This is a genomic window from Roseateles albus, assembly GCF_028595345.1.
GTDB classification, from domain to species: Bacteria; Pseudomonadota; Gammaproteobacteria; order Burkholderiales; family Burkholderiaceae_C; genus Paucibacter_A; species Paucibacter_A albus.
Window position 1 is genome coordinate 94917 of sequence record NZ_JAQQXT010000015.1, and the last position, 17781, is coordinate 112697.

Annotated in this window: 14 protein-coding genes; 6 read left to right on the top strand and 8 right to left on the bottom strand. The window is 61.4% G+C overall.

Translation table 11 applies throughout. From position 1 onward, the window contains the following. The first annotated feature begins 162 nt into the window (after window positions 1–162). Window positions 163–570 carry a hypothetical protein gene (locus tag PRZ03_RS20255; RefSeq protein WP_273601997.1) on the top strand — a complete coding sequence of 136 codons (408 nt, stop codon included), beginning with the start codon at window positions 163–165 and terminating at the stop codon, window positions 568–570. Here PRZ03_RS20255 and PRZ03_RS20260 read toward each other — a convergent pair whose 3' ends face one another. Beyond that, entirely contained in the window at window positions 571–972 is a 402-nt protein-coding gene (locus tag PRZ03_RS20260; RefSeq protein ID WP_273601998.1) for a YchJ family protein, read from the bottom strand. It lies immediately after the preceding gene. A 57-nt stretch (window positions 973–1029) separates the two neighbouring features. On the opposite strand from PRZ03_RS20260, the gene PRZ03_RS20265 reads away from it, so the two are divergent. Continuing rightward, window positions 1030–3450 (top strand): UvrD-helicase domain-containing protein, encoded by a 2421-nt coding sequence (locus PRZ03_RS20265; protein ID WP_273601999.1) that lies wholly within the window; start codon window positions 1030–1032, stop codon window positions 3448–3450. Here the strand turns inward: PRZ03_RS20265 and PRZ03_RS20270 are convergent. The 3 genes from PRZ03_RS20270 to PRZ03_RS20280 form a co-directional block, all read right to left on the bottom strand. After that, complete coding sequence (locus PRZ03_RS20270) at window positions 3447–3704, bottom strand: MoaD/ThiS family protein (RefSeq protein WP_273602000.1); 258 nt, start codon at window positions 3702–3704, stop codon at window positions 3447–3449. The two genes, PRZ03_RS20265 and PRZ03_RS20270, sit on opposite strands and share 4 nt — an antisense overlap. Window positions 3705–3711: 7 nt before the next feature. Beyond that, window positions 3712–4908, bottom strand: a complete 1197-nt coding sequence (locus tag PRZ03_RS20275; protein ID WP_273602001.1) for a beta propeller repeat protein — start codon at window positions 4906–4908, stop codon at window positions 3712–3714. A gap of 153 nt (window positions 4909–5061) precedes the next feature. Beyond that, window positions 5062–7017 (bottom strand): PhoX family protein, encoded by a 1956-nt coding sequence (locus PRZ03_RS20280; RefSeq protein ID WP_273602002.1) that lies wholly within the window; start codon window positions 7015–7017, stop codon window positions 5062–5064. A 329-nt stretch (window positions 7018–7346) separates the two neighbouring features. On the opposite strand from PRZ03_RS20280, the gene PRZ03_RS20285 reads away from it, so the two are divergent. Beyond that, the gene (locus tag PRZ03_RS20285) at window positions 7347–9551 is read left to right on the top strand and encodes a carboxy terminal-processing peptidase (RefSeq protein ID WP_273602003.1); all 2205 of its coding nucleotides are present in this window, start codon (window positions 7347–7349) and stop codon (window positions 9549–9551) included. A 74-nt stretch (window positions 9552–9625) separates the two neighbouring features. Here the strand turns inward: PRZ03_RS20285 and PRZ03_RS20290 are convergent, their stop codons facing one another. From PRZ03_RS20290 to PRZ03_RS20300, 3 genes are read right to left on the bottom strand one after another with little or no spacing between them, the layout of a single operon-like run. Continuing rightward, complete coding sequence (locus PRZ03_RS20290; protein ID WP_273602004.1) at window positions 9626–10459, bottom strand: BPSS1780 family membrane protein; 834 nt, start codon at window positions 10457–10459, stop codon at window positions 9626–9628. 10 nt (window positions 10460–10469) lie between these two features. After that, entirely contained in the window at window positions 10470–11444 is a 975-nt protein-coding gene (locus PRZ03_RS20295; RefSeq protein WP_273602005.1) for a homoserine kinase, read from the bottom strand. Window positions 11445–11495: 51 nt separating this feature from the next. Next, window positions 11496–11834 (bottom strand): hypothetical protein, encoded by a 339-nt coding sequence (locus tag PRZ03_RS20300; protein WP_273602006.1) that lies wholly within the window; start codon window positions 11832–11834, stop codon window positions 11496–11498. A 48-nt stretch (window positions 11835–11882) separates the two neighbouring features. Between PRZ03_RS20300 and polA the strand changes: the two genes are divergently transcribed. From polA to PRZ03_RS20315, 3 genes are all read left to right on the top strand, one after another. Then, window positions 11883–14645: a DNA polymerase I gene (gene polA / locus PRZ03_RS20305; protein ID WP_273602007.1), complete on the top strand. Its 2763-nt coding sequence runs from the start codon at window positions 11883–11885 to the stop codon at window positions 14643–14645. A 221-nt stretch (window positions 14646–14866) separates the two neighbouring features. Further along, window positions 14867–15358 (top strand): FxDxF family PEP-CTERM protein, encoded by a 492-nt coding sequence (locus PRZ03_RS20310; protein WP_273602008.1) that lies wholly within the window; start codon window positions 14867–14869, stop codon window positions 15356–15358. Between the two features lie 235 nt (window positions 15359–15593). Beyond that, window positions 15594–16793, top strand: coding sequence for an erythromycin esterase family protein (locus PRZ03_RS20315; RefSeq protein WP_273602009.1), 1200 nt, complete (start codon window positions 15594–15596; stop codon window positions 16791–16793). A 54-nt stretch (window positions 16794–16847) separates the two neighbouring features. Here the strand turns inward: PRZ03_RS20315 and PRZ03_RS20320 are convergent, their stop codons facing one another. Beyond that, window positions 16848–17780 carry a CysB family HTH-type transcriptional regulator gene (locus PRZ03_RS20320; RefSeq protein WP_273602010.1) on the bottom strand — a complete coding sequence of 311 codons (933 nt, stop codon included), beginning with the start codon at window positions 17778–17780 and terminating at the stop codon, window positions 16848–16850. Window position 17781: the final 1 nt, after the last annotated feature.

Consider the following 17781-nt stretch of genomic DNA (forward strand, 5'->3'; position numbering starts at 1 on the left):
GAAGGTGCGATTTCACACAGATATGACCGATACCCCATTCAGGGGGTATGGCGCGTATGGGGCAGCACCGAAAGAATGCTGTCACACGCCACGCGCATCATCTCAGCTGTGTGTGAATGAAGCGTTTGAACAAAGTATTGCCAAGCATCTGGAGTCGTCATCATGCCTATAACCTTCCGTGTTGGATATCGCTCGCCCTTGGTCAGCACCGTGGCTTGGGCCTTGATGCTGCTGGGCTTATTTGGCCTGGGTTTGAGCGGCTATTTGTTCGGCCATACGAGTGGCTTTGCAGTTGCCGGTCTTGGCTGGTGGTTGATGGCTGGCCAGGCGCTGTTGGTGCTGGCCTCGGCTGCGTCGATTGCGTCAGGTCAGGGGCTGCTCCGCCGCTTGGAGTGGGCGCGCCGCCTGAGCTTGGGCCTGCTGGCGCTGATTCTGTTTTCGCTGCCGGTGCTGCCTTGGGTGGCGGGCTCGCCTGTGATGCTTGGGCTGGCTTGCTTGGCAGCAAGTGCGGCGCTGCTGTGGGCCTTGCGCGAAATGAACACCATGCTGGTGCGCCAGGAATTCGCCTGATCAGCCAATCTCTCCGTCGAGATAGAGCCAGGCGCCATCCACTCGTTCAAACCGGCTGATCTCGCTCATCCGGTAGGCCCGCGCCCCCAGCTTGCTGCGGGCCACGAATTCCACCAAAGCATGTTCGGCATCTTGCCGGACATGCTTTTTTACTTGCAGGCCCAGCCATTTCAAACCCGGCTCGTTCGGCGTCAATGTGCTGGGTCGGCTGCTCGGGTGCCAAGTCGCCAGCAAATAGTCCAGCAGGTCCAGCACATAGGCGCTGTAACGTGAGCGCATCAGCGCTTCGGCATCGGCGGCGGTCAACTTGCCGGTGGCCGCAAAGTGCTGGTGGATGAGTCCGCAGCATTGCCCGTAGCTGGACGGTAGGCCGCAGGGGCAGGGAAGGTTGGAGTCATTCATGGCGACCCGCATCATGCCGTAAATTCGATTTCACGCGGGCCTCTCTAAAATGCCCCAATGAACCTGCCCCCGCAAGACGATTTCTTCGCCGCTCCTGATGCACCTGTTGCTGCTGTTGACGCCACCGGCCTGCTGAAGAACCTCAACCCCGAGCAATATGCGGCCGTCACCGCCCCGGCCGAGCCCTGCTTGATTCTGGCCGGCGCCGGCTCGGGCAAGACCCGGGTGCTGACCACCCGCATCGCCTGGCTGATGCAGACCGGCCAAGTGACGCCCGCCGGCGTGATGGCGGTGACCTTCACCAACAAGGCCTCGAAAGAGATGCTGACGAGATTGACTGCGATGCTGCCGGTCAATGTGCGCGGCATGTGGATTGGCACTTTCCACGGTCTGTGCAACCGCTTCTTGCGTGCACATTGGAAGTTAGCGGGTCTGCCGCAGGGCTTTCAGATTCTCGACAGCGCCGACACCGTCTCCGCTATCAAGCGGGTGATACGCGCGATGAAGCTGGACGAGGAGCGCTTTGTGCCCAAGCAGGTCGGCTGGTTCATTGCCGGCGCCAAGGAGGATGCCAAGCGCCCCGGTGATATTGAACCGATCGATGAGCAGACGAAAACGCTGATCGCGATCTACCAGGCCTATGAAGACCAATGCCAGCGCGAGGGCGTGGTCGACTTTGCGGAGCTGATGCTGCGCTCCTATGAGCTGATGAAGGGCAATCTGGCCATCCGCGAACATTACCAACGGCGCTTCCAGCATTTGCTGGTGGACGAGTTCCAGGACACCAACAAGCTGCAATACGCGTGGCTGAAGATGTTCGCGCCACCGGGCCGTGGCCAGGGCGTGATCGCGGTCGGCGACGATGACCAAAGCATCTACGCTTTTCGCGGTGCGCGGGTCGGCAATATGGCCGATTTCGAGCGCGAGTACCGGGTCAAAAAAGTCATCAAGCTGGAGCAGAACTACCGCAGCTTCTCCAACATCCTCGACTCTGCCAATGAGTTGATCAGCCGCAACAGCAAGCGCCTGGGCAAGACCTTGCGCACCGACGCTGGCCCCGGCGAGCCGGTGCGCGTGTACGAGGCGGCGAGCGACTTTGCCGAGGCGCAATGGCTGATCGAGGAGGCGCAGGCCTTGCACCGCCAAGGCGTGGACCGCAAGGAGATTGCCGTGCTCTACCGCAGCAATGCGCAGTCACGGGTGATCGAATCGGCGCTTTTCAATGCCGGCATTCCTTACCGCGTTTACGGCGGCCTGCGCTTCTTCGAGCGCGCCGAAGTCAAACATGCGCTGTCTTATCTGCGCCTGCTCGAAAACGCCAATGACGACACCAGTTTTTTGCGCGTGGTCAATTTCCCTACCCGCGGCATCGGCGCGCGCGCGATCGAGTTGCTGCAGGACGCGGCGAGGGTGTCGGGCCGTAGCCTTTACCAAAGCGTCGGTGCGGTGACCGGCAAGGCGGGCAGCAATTTGCAGGCTTTCACGCAACTGATCGATTCGACCCGCAATCTGACGCAAGGCCTGACCCTGCGCGAGATCATCGAACAGATCCTGGAAATATCCGGTCTGTCCGAGTTCTATCGCAATGACAAAGACGGCGCCGACCGGCTGGAGAACTTGGGCGAATTGATCAACGCCGCCGAGGCCTTCGTCACGCAAGAGGGTTTTGGTAAGGACGCGGTCGCGCTGCCGGTGGACGAGCTGGCGCCTGGCGCCATCTCGGACGGTTTTCCAGTTGCCGTGGCGCCCGCCAACTTCACGCCCGATGCCGAAACGGGCGAAATCATGTCGCCGCTGGCCGCCTTCTTGACGCACGCCTCGCTGGAGGCCGGCGACAACCAGGCGCAAGCCGGCCAAGACGCGGTGCAGCTGATGACGGTGCATTCCAGCAAGGGCCTGGAGTTCGATGCGGTCTTCATCACCGGCCTGGAAGAGGGCCTGTTCCCGCATGAGAACTCGGCTTCGGACGCCGACGGGTTGGAGGAAGAGCGCCGGCTGATGTATGTGGCGATCACACGGGCGCGCCAGCGCCTGTATCTGTGCTTCAGCCAGACGCGCATGCTGCACGGCCAGACCCGCTACAACGTCAAGAGCCGCTTCTTTGACGAGTTACCTGAGAGCGCTCTGAAGTGGCTGACGCCGCCGCGCCAGGCCTTTGGTTCCGGCTTTGCCAAGGAATACCAAAGCGCCTGGGAGCGCGGCTCGGGCTTGAAGTCCATGGTCGGCGCGGGCCGTGTCAATCACGACAAGGCCGCTTGGGCCGAGCCCGCCGTGCCAGCGGCGATGAAGAAGAAGGAAGATGCGGAGCATGGCGGGCTGAAGGTTGGCAAGGGCGTCTTCCACACCAAGTTCGGCGAGGGCGTGCTGCTAACGCTGGAAGGCAGCGGTGCCGACGCGCGCGCGCAGGTCAACTTCGGGCGGCATGGCATGAAGTGGTTGGCGCTGAGCGTAGCCAAGCTGACGCCAATAGACGCTTAGCCGCCGCTGAGCGCCAAGACGATGGCGACAAAATCATCCGGTCCCAAGACATGGCTGAGGTCGCGTACGCCCAGGCCGTTGACGAAGATGCGCATATTTGGCCTCAGCTGGTTCTGCTCATCGATGACGCGAAAACGCAGGCCGGGATAGCGGCGCTCTAACTCGGCGAACAGCTCGTTCAGCGAGGCTCCGCCCGCCGTGATCTGCACTTCACCGGTATACGAACGCAGGGCGCTCGGCAGGAGGACCTTCACGCTTGAATCACGGCAAGACAGCGACTTCTACCGCGTAGATCTCCGGCAGGTGGCGGGCGATGTTGGCCCAGCTGCGGCCTTCCTCATGGCCAATCCACAGCTCGCCGCTGGTCGTGCCCAAGTACAGGGCCGGGACCGCCTGCGTGTCGGCCGTCATCGCTTGTCGCTTCAGCGTCCACCAGGCTTGGGTTTGGGGCAGGCCCTGATCGAGTCGTTGCCAGCTGTTGCCGGCGTCGCGGGTGATGTAGGCGGCCGGCCGCCCGTCCGGGGCAGTACGTGGCCAGACGTCACTGCCGTCCATCGGAAAAACCCATGCAGTGTCAGCGTCGCGCGGATGCACAACCATGGGGAAGCCGATATCGCCGACGCTCTCGGGCATCTTTTCTCCTATGCGTTCCCATACATCGTTAGCAGGTTCGCCCGTGCGGTCCAGCCGATAGATGCCGCAGTGGTTTTGCTGGTAGAACCGATTGGGATTGCTGGGGCAAAGGCGCAGGCAATGTGGATCGTGGAAGCTGACCTCTGTGGGATCCAAGCCTCCGACTACTTGCATGCCCTTGATCAGCGTGGTCCAGGTTTGCCCACCGTCGCGCGATTCGTGAACACCGCCGCCGGACATGCCGAAGCACAGATGCGCGGGGTCACGCGGGTCGATGATGATGGAATGCAGCTTGGGGCCATCGGGCGTACCGTCTTGGACCGTGCCCATCCAGGCACGCAGTTGCGGGTTGTCATTGACGCCAGGCAGCGGCGTCCAGCTGACGCCACCGTCCTCAGAGCGGAAAAGGCCTTGCGGTGAGGTGCCTGCGTACCAAGTGCCGGTCTCGCTGGCGTGACCCGGGCTGAGCCAAAACGTATGGTCGACCGAGCGGGCGGGCAGATCCGTGTCTGGCGCGCCGGGCTGCGCGAAGGCCGGCGGCTGCTGTGCCTCTCGCCAGTGAAGCCCCAAGTCGGTGGAGCGGAAGATCGTAGGCCCAAGGTGGCCGGTCTTGGCCGCCGCCAAGAGCGTACGGCCGTCGCGCGGGTCCATCTGCAGATGGCTGATGTTGTGGCCGAGGAAATGCGGGCCATCCGCCGTCCAGCGCTTGCGATCGGCGTCACCAAAGAACAGCCAAGCGCCTTTGCGCGTGGCGACCAGGATGACCAGGCGCTGTGCTGCCTGGGCTTGGCGGGCGGGCTTGGCGCGCGCAGGTGCTGGGCTCATGGCGATTCCTCTGCGAAGGTTTGCCGACCAGTCTAACGCCGCAAGCCCAGTGCACGATGAGGTTTGACCCTGATATGGCAGCAGGCCCTGGCCGCTTTGCGCGACCAGGGCCTGCTTGCTTTCAAAAAGCCTCTTGAGGCCTTAATTGACGCCTTAAAGCTTGTTCAGCTTGATGCTGGTCGCCTCGGCCGTCAGGTAACCAACAGCGGCGCTGAAGCGGTCTTTGTAGTTGGCTCGCACCAAGGGGTCCAGCGTGGCTTGCACCTTGCCGTGCAGGCTGGCGTTCCAGTCCCCAGGATGCTGGAAGTTGCTGGTGATGTAGGTCCAGCCATTCAGGTCGTCCACCACGCCCAGGCCAGTGGCTTCGGCGCCAGAAGGCATAGAGACCAGACGAGACAGCTTTTTGGTGTCGACGTTGTAGGCCCAGACAAAGTTGTTGACGTGGTAGCCGCTGTCTTCACCGATGAACAAGGTGCGCAGCTTTTCGGAGAACTTCAGGTTGTCCGGCGCGCCGATCTTGTCGGGGTTGGCCAGATTGCCCAAAGCGTCGGCGGCAATGTCCTCGCCCACCAGCAATGCCTTGGTCAATGAAGGTACCCATTCGCTGTTAATGGCCGTGCCTGCGGCGTCCTTCTGACCGGCGCTCAGTGTATGGGCCAGCACGGCGCCTGCATTGACGGCCTTGTCGATCACGATGCCGTATTCGGGGTTGTTGGCCGCATGGCCCTTGACCATCGAGCTTTGCATATTCTGCAAGGCCGAGTAGGCGATTTTGTCCTTGATGTTGACGGTCGTGCCTTCCATCTTGGTGAAGCCCATGCTGCCGCCCTTGAGCGCGGCGTAGCGATGTGTTTCCAAAAAGGCAGCCGCCTTGTCCATACCTGGCTTGACCTTGATCCACTGGACCTTGCCGCCGAAGTAGATCTTGCTGAAGCTGGTGTCCTTGGGGTCGGCCGTGGCGACTTCCATGATGTCGGTCGGTTTCAATGTGTCGGCCAGCTTTTGAATCTCGGCGCTGGTGGCCGAGCCGAGCTTGATCCAGCTGAGCGCCGCACCCGCTGCAGCGGTGTCAATCGAGAAGCCGGTGCCGACCTTGGCCACATAGAGTGAGCCGGCCGACAGATCGGCTTCTTTGTCAGCCACAAACATGAAGAAACCGCCATTGGTGGCGTCATCGCCCATCAGCGCGGTGCGCTTGTCGGGCATCATTTCGATCAGCTCATGCGAGATGCGGCCCAGGCAGTAGTGTTTCTTGATCGAGCCGGTGCCGTCTGGGTTGACCGTCACTTCGGGCATGTGACCGTAGTGATAGGGGTTGGCCTTGGTTTCATCGCCGAACAAGTTCTTGCTGAAGGCCTTGAACATCGAGTTGGAGGCGATGCTGAAAGCGTCCGGCTCGTACTCTTCGCTGGACAGGTGGGTGCCCCATGGAGAAAGGCTGGAGCCGCAGGTGATCCAGAGGCCATGTGCCGAGGAGGTGTCGACATTGGAATATTTCACCAAACTCAGCTTGCCGGTTGCCTGGTCTTGATCCAGCGTCAACACGGCAATCGGTGAAGGCAGCTTGCCGTACATATCGGTCTTGCCGTCCGCCGCCCAGGTTGTGTATTCGAACTGCACGACCGCAAAAACGGCCTTGCCCTTGATGCCGGGGACGGTCGGGTTTGGCAGGCTCAGGAGCGAGGTGCCGTCCGGCGAGTCGGAGAAGAACTGGCGCTCTTTGCCGGCGACGGTACTGTCGATGATGGGCTTGTTGTTGATGTCAAAGTAGGCGCCGGCGAGCACGGTCTTGCCTGCGCCATCGGGCACTTGATCGCCGGTCAAAAAGAAGGGCGCATAGGCCAATTTGAAGGTTTGGGTGCTGTTGTTGCTGAGTGCGACTTCCAGCGTGGAGCCCACGCTGGTGGTCGCCATAGCGGCTGCATTGCTCAGGCTAGGCGCAGCCATGGGGTTGAAGGTCGCGGACAGCATGTTCACGATCGGCTCGTCATCACCACCGCCGCAGGCGCTCAACAGGCTTGCGGCACCGACGCCGCTCAAAGGCAGCATCATGGGCAGACCCAAAAACTTCAGGGCTTGGCGGCGGGAGGGTTGAGTAGGTGTCGACATAGGTGCTGCAGATGAAAGAAAAAAATTGCTTGGCTTCAAGCTGATGAAAGGCGTCGGGCCTTGGATCTACCCATGGGCAAACCCTCCGCTGACGCAAGCCCGCAATGTAGGGGCCGTGTATGTCATGACGATGACTGTTTCTGTGTGAATCTGTGTTTTGCCTTGTTGGATGAGCATTTGGCCGGCGAAGTGCTGGGCTGAGCTGGGCCGAAGTACAAGCACAAGCACCCGGTTAATCCTGGCCTAATGCCGATCGGTTAAGCTGATCCCAATGCCTGTAGCGACCTTGCCCAGGAGCAAGTGGCGATGATGAATTTTGGAGTTGCTGAATGAAGAAGAAGTCTTTTGTGTTCTTGATCTCCCTGGGCCTGGCTCTCTCCAGCCTGGCAGCGGCGCCCGAAGCGCCGGCGCTGCTCAAGCCCCTGCCTCAGCAAGGTCTGGCCGCCACGATGTCGGCACAAATCCTGACTCGCCATCACTACAAGGCCCAGCCCTTGGACGACGCGATGTCGGAGAAGATTTTTGATCGCTATCTGAAGTCACTGGACCCCGAAAAGCTGTTCTTCTTGCAATCGGATATCGATCAATTTGCTGCAGCGCGCACCAAGATGGATGACGCGATTGGCACGCAAGACCTTGCCACGCCGTTTGCGATGTTCAATCTCTACCAAAAGCGCGCGCAGGAGCGCATGATTTATGCGCGCGAGTTGCTCGACGGCAGCTTTGACTTCACCGACAAGGAAAGTTATCGCTTCTCACGCGAGAAGGAGCCCTGGGTCAAGACCGAGAGCGAGATGCGCGATCTTTGGCGCCAGCGCGTTAAGAACGACTGGCTGCGCCTGAAGCTGGCGGGCACCACGGACAAAGTCATCAAGACCACGCTGGCCAAGCGCTATGACAATTCGCTCTCTCGGATGAATAAATTGAAGAGCGAGGACGTGTTCCAGCTTTTCATGAATGCCTACGCGACTTCGGTCGAGCCGCATACCAATTACTTAGGCCCCCGGGCGAGCGAGGCCTTTGATATCTCGATGCGTTTGTCCTTGGTTGGCATCGGTGCGGTTTTGCAAGAGCGTGATGAACTGATCACGATCCGCGAACTGGTGCCCGGCGGGCCGGCTGCGCGCTCCGGCAAACTCAAGGTGGGCGACCGCATTGTCGGCGTCGGCCAAGGTGCGGACTCAAGCCCGGTTGACGTGATCGGATGGCGTTTGGATGACGCGGTGGACTTGATTCGGGGCAAAAAGGACACCGTCGTGGTGCTCAATGTTTTGCCGGCCGCTGCAGGCCCGGATGGCAAGACCCAGACCCTGTCCTTGGTGCGCAACAAGATATCGATGGAGCAGCAGTCGGCCAAGAAGTCCATCATGGACATCAAGCAAGCTTCGACAACGCGCCGCATCGGTGTGATCACGCTGCCGACCTTCTATCAAGACTTTGAGGCCCGCGCCCGGGGCGATAAAGACTTCAAGAGCGTCACTCGTGACGTGGCGCGTTTGCTGGCCGAGCTGAAAAAGGAGAAGGTCGACGGCGTGATGATCGATCTGCGTGATAACGGCGGCGGCTCGCTGGCCGAGGCGGTGGAGCTGACCAGCCTTTTCATTGGGCCGGGCCCGGTCGTGCAGCAGCGCAATTCATCCGGCGATGTGCGGGTAGAAAGCGAGCGCGGCGCGGCGGTGGCTTGGGACGGCCCGCTGGCGGTCTTGATCAACCGCGGCTCGGCCTCGGCCTCGGAGATTTTTGCCGCTGCGATTCAAGATTATGGTCGCGGCATCATTCTGGGTGAATCCAGCTTCGGCAAGGGTACCGTGCAGACCATGGTCAATCTGGACAAGATGGACCGTTCCGCTCGGCTGCCCGGTGCCGACAAGCCCAAGTACGGTGAGCTGAAGATGACGGTGGCGCAGTTCTTTCGTGTGAATGGCGGCACCACGCAACTGCGCGGTGTGAGCCCCGATATTGGGCTGGCGAGCTTTTCAGACAATGAGAGCTTTGGCGAGTCGAGCTATGACAATGCTCTGCCTTGGGTGCAGATCAAACCGGCGAATTACCAGGTGCTGGGCGATATGAAGGAGTTGCTGCCGCTGTTGCAGATCCGCCATGAGAGCCGCGTTGCCAAGGACCGCGACTACCAGCTCTTGCTGGAAGACATCAAGGATTTCAACGTCCAGCGCAAGGTCAAGATGGTGTCGCTGAATGAGGTCGAGCGCCGTGCCGAGCGGGATGCCCGTGCGCTCAAGACCAAGGAGCGCGAAGCTGCTCGCCTGGCCGACAAGGGCAAGGGCGATAAAAAGACGACCAAGGCCGAGCAGGCCGCTGCCAAACTGGCCGCTCAGGATGACGGTTTGCAGGCCAATGAGCGCAGCTTGGCGGATGAGTTGGCGGCCGAGAAGGCCCGCAAAGACACCCGCGACGTCTTGTTGGACGAAGCCGCCCACATCCTGGGTGATGCGGTGGACCTGCTGCAAAGCAATTTGAAACTCGCCGATCAGGTCACGCCAGGACTGGCTCGCAAGAATCGCGCGGCTCAGTGAGCCAAACGTAGGGATCCAAACGCAGTGAGCCGCGCGCAGTGAGCCAAGCGGCAAACAAAACTGAGGCAAGTGCCTCAGTTTTTTTCCGTCAGGATGTCCTTGGGCGCGCCGAACATAAAGCAATCGATGAAGGTGAAGTAGAGCGAGGCGTAGAAGACCGTGGTCATCAACAGGCCCAGCGGCATCACCAACAAGGGCAGCATCTGCCCCAGGCCCAACAGGGCTGAGAGCAGGCTGGCGGCTACGCCCACCCCTATCACCAAAGCGGCCCAGAGCAGGCCGTTATAGGCAAAGGCGGCGCGGTTGCGCCAAATCCCCAGCGTGCTGGAGAACAGCGCTTGCAGCACACCTTGGCCGCCCCAGTGAATCAGTGCTGGTGCATGCCAGAAGGGCACCGACAGCAAGGCGGCCAAGCTCAGGCGCGTGACGGCTCCCCAGAACAGGCGCGGGTCGGCAGCGGCAGCGGCTACCTTGTCGGCTGAAGCGTTCTCAAGCACCAAGCGTTGCAAGGCCTCGAAGCTGCCACTGTCTATCCACTCGGACAGCAGGCCGATGGCGATGGTGGCCAGGGCGTAGCAGGCACCCAGTAGCAACTGGCTGTTGCGCCGCTGCGGCGTCAGTTTCAGCGGTGCTGCGAAGACGGCTGCGGTCGGGAGTTGGTCTTGCAAAACCAGATGGGTGGCCAGCATAAAGCCCAGCGACAGGATGGGCATCGCCATCAGCAAGAGCATGATGCCCACGCCCGGCAGCAGCAATAGCGCAAAAGCGATGAAGAGGAAAACGGACAGCAAGCCCGCCATCGCCAGCGGCTTGCGCCTGAAGACCTTCAAGCCGTGGCGGATCCACAGCAGGCCATTGCGGGCAGGCACGGTTTGCAGATGCAGCAGCATGGGCGAGGAGGAGTTCAAATCGGGGTGCTCACAAAGAAGTTAATGCGTGCCAAGGGCGCGCAATGCGCTCACGCAGCACGCGCTCAAAATGCCCGGGGTCATGGGGCTTGAGCAGGGCGGCGTCACGCGGCAGATGAACGTCCCACAGGCGCGAGAGCCAAAAGCGCAGGGCGGCGGCGCGCAGCATCGCCGGCAGCAAGCGGTGTTCAACGCCGCTCATAGGCCGCACCGACTCATAGGCGCGCACAAAGGCCTCGGCGCGGGCTTCGTCGAGGCGGCCGTTGGCATGATCGATGCACCAGTCGTTCAGACAGATGGCGAGGTCAAACAACCAGCTGTCGACGCCGGCGAAATAGAAATCAAAACAGCCGCTCAGGCGCTCGCGGCCGGGTAGGCCTTCGAACATGACGTTATCTCTGAACAAATCAGCGTGAATGGGCCCGCGTGGCAGCTCGGCAAAGCTGGCCGAGGCGGCCAGGTTCTGCTGAAACGCCAGTTCGGCGCTGAGCAGCTCGGCCTGCGTCGGGCTTAAAAACGGCAGCACCACCGGCACCGTCTCGCTCCACCAACTTAAAGCCCGCAGATTTTCTTGATGCAGAGGGAAATCCTGCGCCGCCAGATGCATGCGCGCCAGCTCGGCGCCGACCTGCTCGCAATGGAAGATGTCGGGAGCCAGCTGATGGCCGCCGCGCAACTTGTTGACGACGGCTGCTGGTTTGCCCTGCAATTCGAACAGAATCCGCCCATCCTCATCGGCCTGCGGGTCCGGCACGGCCAGCCCGCGCTGGGCTAGATGTTTCATCAGATGCAGATAAAACGGCAGTTGCTCGAAACTCAGGCGCTCGAAGACGGTCAAGACGAACTCGCCAGCGTCGGTGCTTAAAAAGTAGTTGGTGTTCTCGATGCCGGCCGTGATGCCGCGCAGGTTTTGCACTGAACCCAGATTCAGGCGAGCGGCGAGGGCTTGCGCCTCGCCCAGGGTGACTTCGGTGAATACGGCCATATCAACGCTTAAGAGGCAGCAAGACGGCGGGCCAAAAGGCCACCGACGGGATCAGAAACTCAGCACGCTCCACACGCGCCGCCCGGCTGCAGCGCGCGTGGTGCCGGCGCCGGGCGAGAGGTCACGACTGGCGTCGCCCATGATGATTTCGTAGCTGGGTAATTTGCTGTTCTTGGGCTGGACCGTGACCTTTTGGGTCTGGCCGCGCACGCGCAACTCTTCGATGCGGGTGTTGTCGTCCTCGATCACTGTCTCGACCACCTTGGCGTCGGCCACGGGCTGGGCGCTTGCTGGCGCCGTGGCCTCGGCCTTGTCGGCCGCAAAGGCTGCCGGGCTGACGAAAGCCACCAACGACAGGGCCAGGAGAGGGGTGAGGAGGGTGCGTGACATGCGTCTATTCTATGTGCAGGGGCTGGCTGCGCTGATTGCTGCACGACAATGCCGGCCATGAGCAAACCCATCATGTTGCTGGTCGACGGTTCCAGCTATCTCTACCGTGCCTATCACGCCATGCCCGACCTGCGCGGCCCGGGCGGTGTGCCCACCGGAGCCGTGCACGGCATGGTGGCGATGATGAAGCGCCTGCGCGAGCAAATCGGCGCCGAACATGCGGTCTGTGTCTTTGACGCCAAGGGCCCGACCTTCCGTGACGCCTGGTACCCGGAATACAAGGCGCAGCGCGCACCGATGCCCGACGCTTTGCGCGAGCAGATCGCACCGATTCACGAGGTGGTGGCGCTATTGGGTTGGCCGATTCTGGAAGTGCCCGGCATCGAGGCCGATGACGCCATCGGCACGCTGGCCCGCGTGGCGGCAGCGGCCGGTCATGCGGTGGTGGTGTCAACCGGTGACAAGGACTTGGCGCAATTGGTGACCGCCGATGTGACGCTGATCAATACGATGAGCAATGAGTCTTTGGATATCGCCGGCGTTCAAGCCAAGTTCGGCGTGCCTCCGGACCGCATCATCGACTACCTGACCTTGATGGGTGACACGGTCGACAACGTGCCCGGTGTCGAGAAGGTCGGCCCCAAGACGGCGGCCAAGTGGATTGCCGAATATGGCTCACTCGACGGTGTGATTGCCAGCGCCGACAAGATCAAGGGCGCCGCCGGCGAAAACCTGCGCAAGGCGCTGGATTGGCTGCCGACGGCGCGCAAGCTGGTCACCGTCGTGCAGGACTGCGATCTGAACGGTCATGTGCCGCAGTGGCCGAGCTTGGAAGCGCTGGCGCTGCGGCCGGTCGATCAGGCCGGATTGCAGGATTTTTACCAGCGCAACGGGTTCAAGACTTGGCTGAAGGAGCTCGGCGGCAAGGTGGCGGCACCTGTCAGCGAGGACATGTTTGCCGAGCCTGCCTCAGCGACCGCAGCTGCGGCTGCGCAGGACGATTCGCCGCGTCATTACGACACCATCCTCGACTGGACGCTGTTTGATCAATGGTTGGCCAAGCTGAAGGCCGCGCCGCTGGCGGCGGTGGATACCGAGACCGATTCGCTCGACCCGATGCGGGCCAAGATCGTCGGCATCTCCTTTGCCGTCAAGGCCGGCGAGGCTGCGTATATTCCGCTGCGCCATGATGGCCCGGACGCACCCGTCCAACTCTCGATCGATGAGGTCTTGGCCAAGCTCAAGCCCTGGCTGGAAGATGCGGCCGCGCCGAAGCTCGGGCAAAACCTCAAGTACGACACCCATGTGTTTGCCAACCACGGCATTGCGCTACGCGGCGTTCAGCATGACACCATGTTGCAGAGCTATGTGCTGGAGGCGCATAAGACCCATGGACTCGGTGCCTTGGGCGAGCGCCACCTCGGCCGTGCCGGTCTCAGCTATGAAGATCTGTGCGGCAAGGGCGTGCATCAGATCCCGTTCGCGCAGGTCGATGTGGCCCGCGCCGCGCAGTACTCAGGTGAAGATTCGGAGATGTGCGTGGCGCTGCATCAGCAGCTCTGGCCGCAGATCGAGGCCGATGCGGGATTGACTCGCGTCTATCGCGAGATCGAAATGCCCACCAGCGCTTTGCTGGCCCGCATCGAGCGCATCGGAGTGCTGATTGACGCGCCGCTCTTGCAGGCGCAAAGCCATGAACTGGGGCAGCGCCTGTTGGCGCTGGAGCAAGAGGCTTACGACATCGCCGGCCAGCCCTTCAACCTCGGCAGCCCCAAGCAGATCGGCGAAATCCTGTTCACCAAGCTGGGCCTGCCGGTGGTCAAAAAGACCGCCACCGGCGCACCCAGCACCGATGAAGAGGTGCTGGAAAAGCTCTCGCTGGACTACCCGTTGCCGGCCAAGATCTTGGAGACGCGCGGCCTGGCCAAGCTCAAAAGCACTTACACCGACAAGCTGCCCTTGATGATCAACCCGGCCACCGGCCGCGTGCACACCAACTATGCGCAGGCGGTGGCGGTGACCGGGCGCTTGTCGAGCAACGAGCCGAATCTGCAGAACATCCCCATCCGCACGGCCGAGGGCAGGCGCGTGCGCGAAGCCTTTGTGGCGCCGCCGGGCCACCTGATTGTCAGCGCCGACTACTCGCAGATCGAGCTGCGCATCATGGCCCATATCAGCGAAGACCCGGGCCTCTTGCGCGCCTTTGGCGAGGGCGTGGACGTGCACAAGGCAACCGCTTCCGAGGTCTTCAACACACCCTTGGCGGAGGTGACGACCGAGCAGCGCCGTTATGCCAAGACCATCAATTTTGGCCTGATCTATGGCATGGGTGCCTTCGGTCTGGCGACCAGCCTGGGCATCGATACCAAGGCGGCGCGAGACTATATCGACCTGTATTTCAATCGCTTTGCCGGCGTCAAGCACTACATGGACAGCACCCGCGAGTCAGCCAAGGCCAAGGGTTATGTCGAGACCGTGTTTGGCCGGCGCCTATGGCTGCCCGAGATCAACAGCGGCAATGGCCCAAGGCGCACCGGCGCGGAGCGGCAGGCCATCAATGCGCCTATGCAGGGCACGGCGGCCGATTTGATCAAGCTGGCGATGATTGCGGTGCAGGCAGCACTCGACAAGGAGGGCAAATCGACCCGCATCGTCATGCAGGTGCATGACGAACTGGTGTTCGAGGTGCCCGAGGCCGAGCTGGACTGGGTCAAGCTGGAGGTGCCGCGCTTGATGGCCGGCGTAGCCCATCTGAAGGTGCCGCTGCTGGCCGAGGTGGGAGTAGGCGCGAACTGGGATCAGGCGCATTGATGCGCTTTTTGTGGTCTTGGACAGGTCTTCTGGCTTGGGTTTTTTCAAAGAACTCAGGTTTTGACCGGTACTGCTTGTTTTTCCGTGAACTATGCACGGCGCTCCCCCCGAGTCCGGGGAGTGTCCAAATGACCGAGCTTCCCTACAGTTCAACCCATGCCATCGAGAAGTGACTTCGGTGGATTGACTCTCCAAGCACTTCATTGAAATTAGGGAACACCATGAACTTCAAGTCTTCTGTTATCGCCGCCGCTCTGTTCGCTGCTTCGTTTGCTGCTAGCGCTGTTGGCCCAGGAAATCTGGGTGCTATTGACAACAAAACTACCAACATTGGCAACACCTTTTTGGTGGGTGCAACTTTCAGCGACAACTACGTGTTCGACTTGGTCAATCCCGGCGAAACCTTCGGCTCGGTGACATTTAGCTCGAAAGGCAGCTTTGGTTTGTCTAACGTTGTGGTGACCCTGTCAGGTGGATCGATTGTCGGCAGCGCGCTTGACACTGACCCTACGGCTGAATTTGGCTTCACGGGTTTGACTGCTGGACATTACACCTTGAATATTTCCGGCAAGGCAATTGGCAGCTTGGGTGGCTCTTACGGTGGCGTTATCGAAGCAATGACCGCTCCGGTTCCTGAGCCAACAACCTACGCCCTGCTGTTGGCTGGTTTGGGTGCAGTTGGCTTCGTCGCACGTCGCCGCAAGTCGGTCTGATCTTTCTGATCCGACCCTGACTGGCAAAAAGGAGGCACCTCGGTGCCTCCTTTTTTCGTTTGGGCTGCTGTTTTCCTCATCTAAACTGGTATTGCACTGGTGTTTATATGGGGTGATGGCAATGACGGGTGGAATCGGGCTCCGCGCTGACGGTGGTCGCAGGGGCTGGGCGTGTCGTTGCGCGGCCCTTGCCTTGGCGATGCCTTTGGCAGCGGCGATCACGAGCGCAGCGGCCATGCCCAATGACGCGTCGCCGGCAACGGGCCTTGCCGGGCTCAAAATCTGGCCCTTGGCCGCATGGCCATCGGAAGCAAGCACAGAGCCGGACGATTACCGTGACCTGGCGCCCTTTGCCGACGCTATCGGCCAGGCCCGTATCGTTGCGCTAGGCGAGCAAACCCATGGCGCCAGCGAAGAGTTTCGGCTCAAACTTCGGCTGCTGGAGTTCCTGCACGAGAAGCTTGGTTTCGAGGTCTTGCTGCTGGAGAGTGGCTTTTACGACATCGCCCGCCTGACCCAGCGTATGGCCGCCGGCGAAAAGCTTGACGCGATGGCGCCCGGCAATGTGTTCTTTATGTACGCCAATTCGGCCGAGGGCCGCGAGATGCTGCGCTATGTGGACGCGCAGCAGAGCGAGGCTGCACCCCTTCGCTTGGCCGGCATAGACAGCCAGCACAGCGGCGGGCTCAGCCAAGCCGAGATGCTGCCGCGTCTGCGGGCCTTTTTGCGTCAACGTGGCTCCGACCTGGCCGAGGGTCAGGCCTGGTCGGAGTTCGCCGCGCCGCTGCCGGCTTTGTTGGCGATGCAGCGTCAAAGCCCCGAGCCGGCAGCGCGGCTTGCTTTCGAGCGGCAGGCTCTGGCCTTGCGTGCAAATTTGTGCGGGCCGGCTCAAGCACAAGCCGGGCTGGATTCGGCCGAGTGGTGGTGCCAAGTAGTCAAAAGCCTGCAAGCTCAGGCCAGCAGCGTCTGGAGTGAAGGGCGGGACTACCAGCGCGACAACCAGATGGGAGATAACGCCATCTGGTTGATGGAGCACCGATATCCGGGCAAGAAGGCGGTGATTTGGGCGCACACCATCCATGTGGCCAAAGGTTTCCAACGCAGTCCGGCGCAGTTGCACGCAGGAGAGGTGATGTCCAGGCACTGGGGTGCGGCTTACAAAGTGGTGCAGTTCACAGCGGGCACCGGTGCGGTGCTTGATTTTGGCGATCTGCGACCATTGAAGCTACCGGCAGTGTTGCCCGTTAGCTTGGAGTCCGACTTGGTGGCCATGGCAGGAAAAAGCAGCCTGATGATCTTGCCGGCCACGCAAGGACCACTTGTTATGCCGCAATGGAGCATTGACTACCAAACGCTGCCGCAGGGACAACTGGGGCGCAACTGGGATGTTTTGTTCTATTTGCCCCAGGTCAGCCCGGTGCGAATGACTCGTTGAGCGATGGGCTGAGCCATCAGCGTGGGCAAGGCTCAAGCAGGGCCGTCGTCTCGCTCAGCTCTTGGCATCATCAGCCAGCGCGTCGCGCACTCGCTGCTCGGTCAAGGCCGGCGCACATTCCTGCAAGAAACGGTAGGCGAAACCGCGCAGGTATTGACCTTTTTTCAGCGCGATGCGGGTGGTGTTGGTGGGGAAGAGATGGCCGGCATCGAGGCGGTGCAGGCCCGGGTCGCGCAGCGGCTCAAAGGCCATCGCGGCGACGATGCCCACACCTAGGCCGACACCGACGTAGGTCTTGATTACATCGGCGTCCAGCGCCGACAGCACGATGTCGGGCGCCAGGCCCGCTTGGGCAAAAGCGGCGTCGATACGAGCACGCCCTGTGTAACCTTCGTGGTAGGTGATCAAGGGGTGCTCTGCGAGCGCTTCCAAGCTCAAGGGCGCTACCGTCTGCAAGGCATGGCCCTCGGGTACCACGACCGCATGTTGCCAGTCATAGAAGGGAAAGCTGACGAGCCCCGATTGGCCGTCCAGCGCTTCGGTGGCGATGCCGATATCGGCTTCACCGGTCTGCAGCAGCTCGGCGATCTCCGTCGGGTTGGCCTGCAGCAGCACCAGGTGCACGCGCGGGTAAGCGGCTTTGAAGCGCGCCACCACCAGCGGCAGCGCGTAGCGCGCTTGCGTGTGGGTCGTCGCGATGGTCAGCTGGCCCTGCTCGGCATCGGCAAACTGATCGGCCAGACGCTTGATATTGCCGGCGTCTTGCAGCATGCGCCGCGCAATCACGGCCAGCTCGCGGCCCGGCTCGGTCAGGCCCAGCAGGCGCTTGCCATGGCGCACGAACAGCTCGACGCCGAGCTCGTCCTCCAAGTCCTTGATGTGCTTGCTGACACCGGACTGCGAGGTGAACAAGGCGTTGGCGACTTCGGTCAGATTGAATTTTTGAAGCTCGGCCTCGCGGATGATGCGCAGTTGCTGGAAATTCATC

Bases quoted from the DNA above. Each gene is read 5' to 3' on its own strand.
- PRZ03_RS20255 (WP_273601997.1), top strand. From the start codon at position 163: ATGCCTATAACCTTCCGTGTTGGATATCGCTCGCCCTTGGTCAGCACC.
- PRZ03_RS20260 (WP_273601998.1), bottom strand. From the start codon at position 972: ATGAATGACTCCAACCTTCCCTGCCCCTGCGGCCTACCGTCCAGCTAC.
- PRZ03_RS20265 (WP_273601999.1), top strand. From the start codon at position 1,030: ATGAACCTGCCCCCGCAAGACGATTTCTTCGCCGCTCCTGATGCACCT.
- PRZ03_RS20275 (WP_273602001.1), bottom strand. From the start codon at position 4,908: ATGAGCCCAGCACCTGCGCGCGCCAAGCCCGCCCGCCAAGCCCAGGCA.
- PRZ03_RS20280 (WP_273602002.1), bottom strand. From the start codon at position 7,017: ATGTCGACACCTACTCAACCCTCCCGCCGCCAAGCCCTGAAGTTTTTG.
- PRZ03_RS20285 (WP_273602003.1), top strand. From the start codon at position 7,347: ATGAAGAAGAAGTCTTTTGTGTTCTTGATCTCCCTGGGCCTGGCTCTC.
- PRZ03_RS20295 (WP_273602005.1), bottom strand. From the start codon at position 11,444: ATGGCCGTATTCACCGAAGTCACCCTGGGCGAGGCGCAAGCCCTCGCC.
- PRZ03_RS20300 (WP_273602006.1), bottom strand. From the start codon at position 11,834: ATGTCACGCACCCTCCTCACCCCTCTCCTGGCCCTGTCGTTGGTGGCT.
- polA (WP_273602007.1), top strand. From the start codon at position 11,883: ATGCCGGCCATGAGCAAACCCATCATGTTGCTGGTCGACGGTTCCAGC.
- PRZ03_RS20310 (WP_273602008.1), top strand. From the start codon at position 14,867: ATGAACTTCAAGTCTTCTGTTATCGCCGCCGCTCTGTTCGCTGCTTCG.
- PRZ03_RS20315 (WP_273602009.1), top strand. From the start codon at position 15,594: ATGCCCAATGACGCGTCGCCGGCAACGGGCCTTGCCGGGCTCAAAATC.
- PRZ03_RS20320 (WP_273602010.1), bottom strand. From the start codon at position 17,780: ATGAATTTCCAGCAACTGCGCATCATCCGCGAGGCCGAGCTTCAAAAA.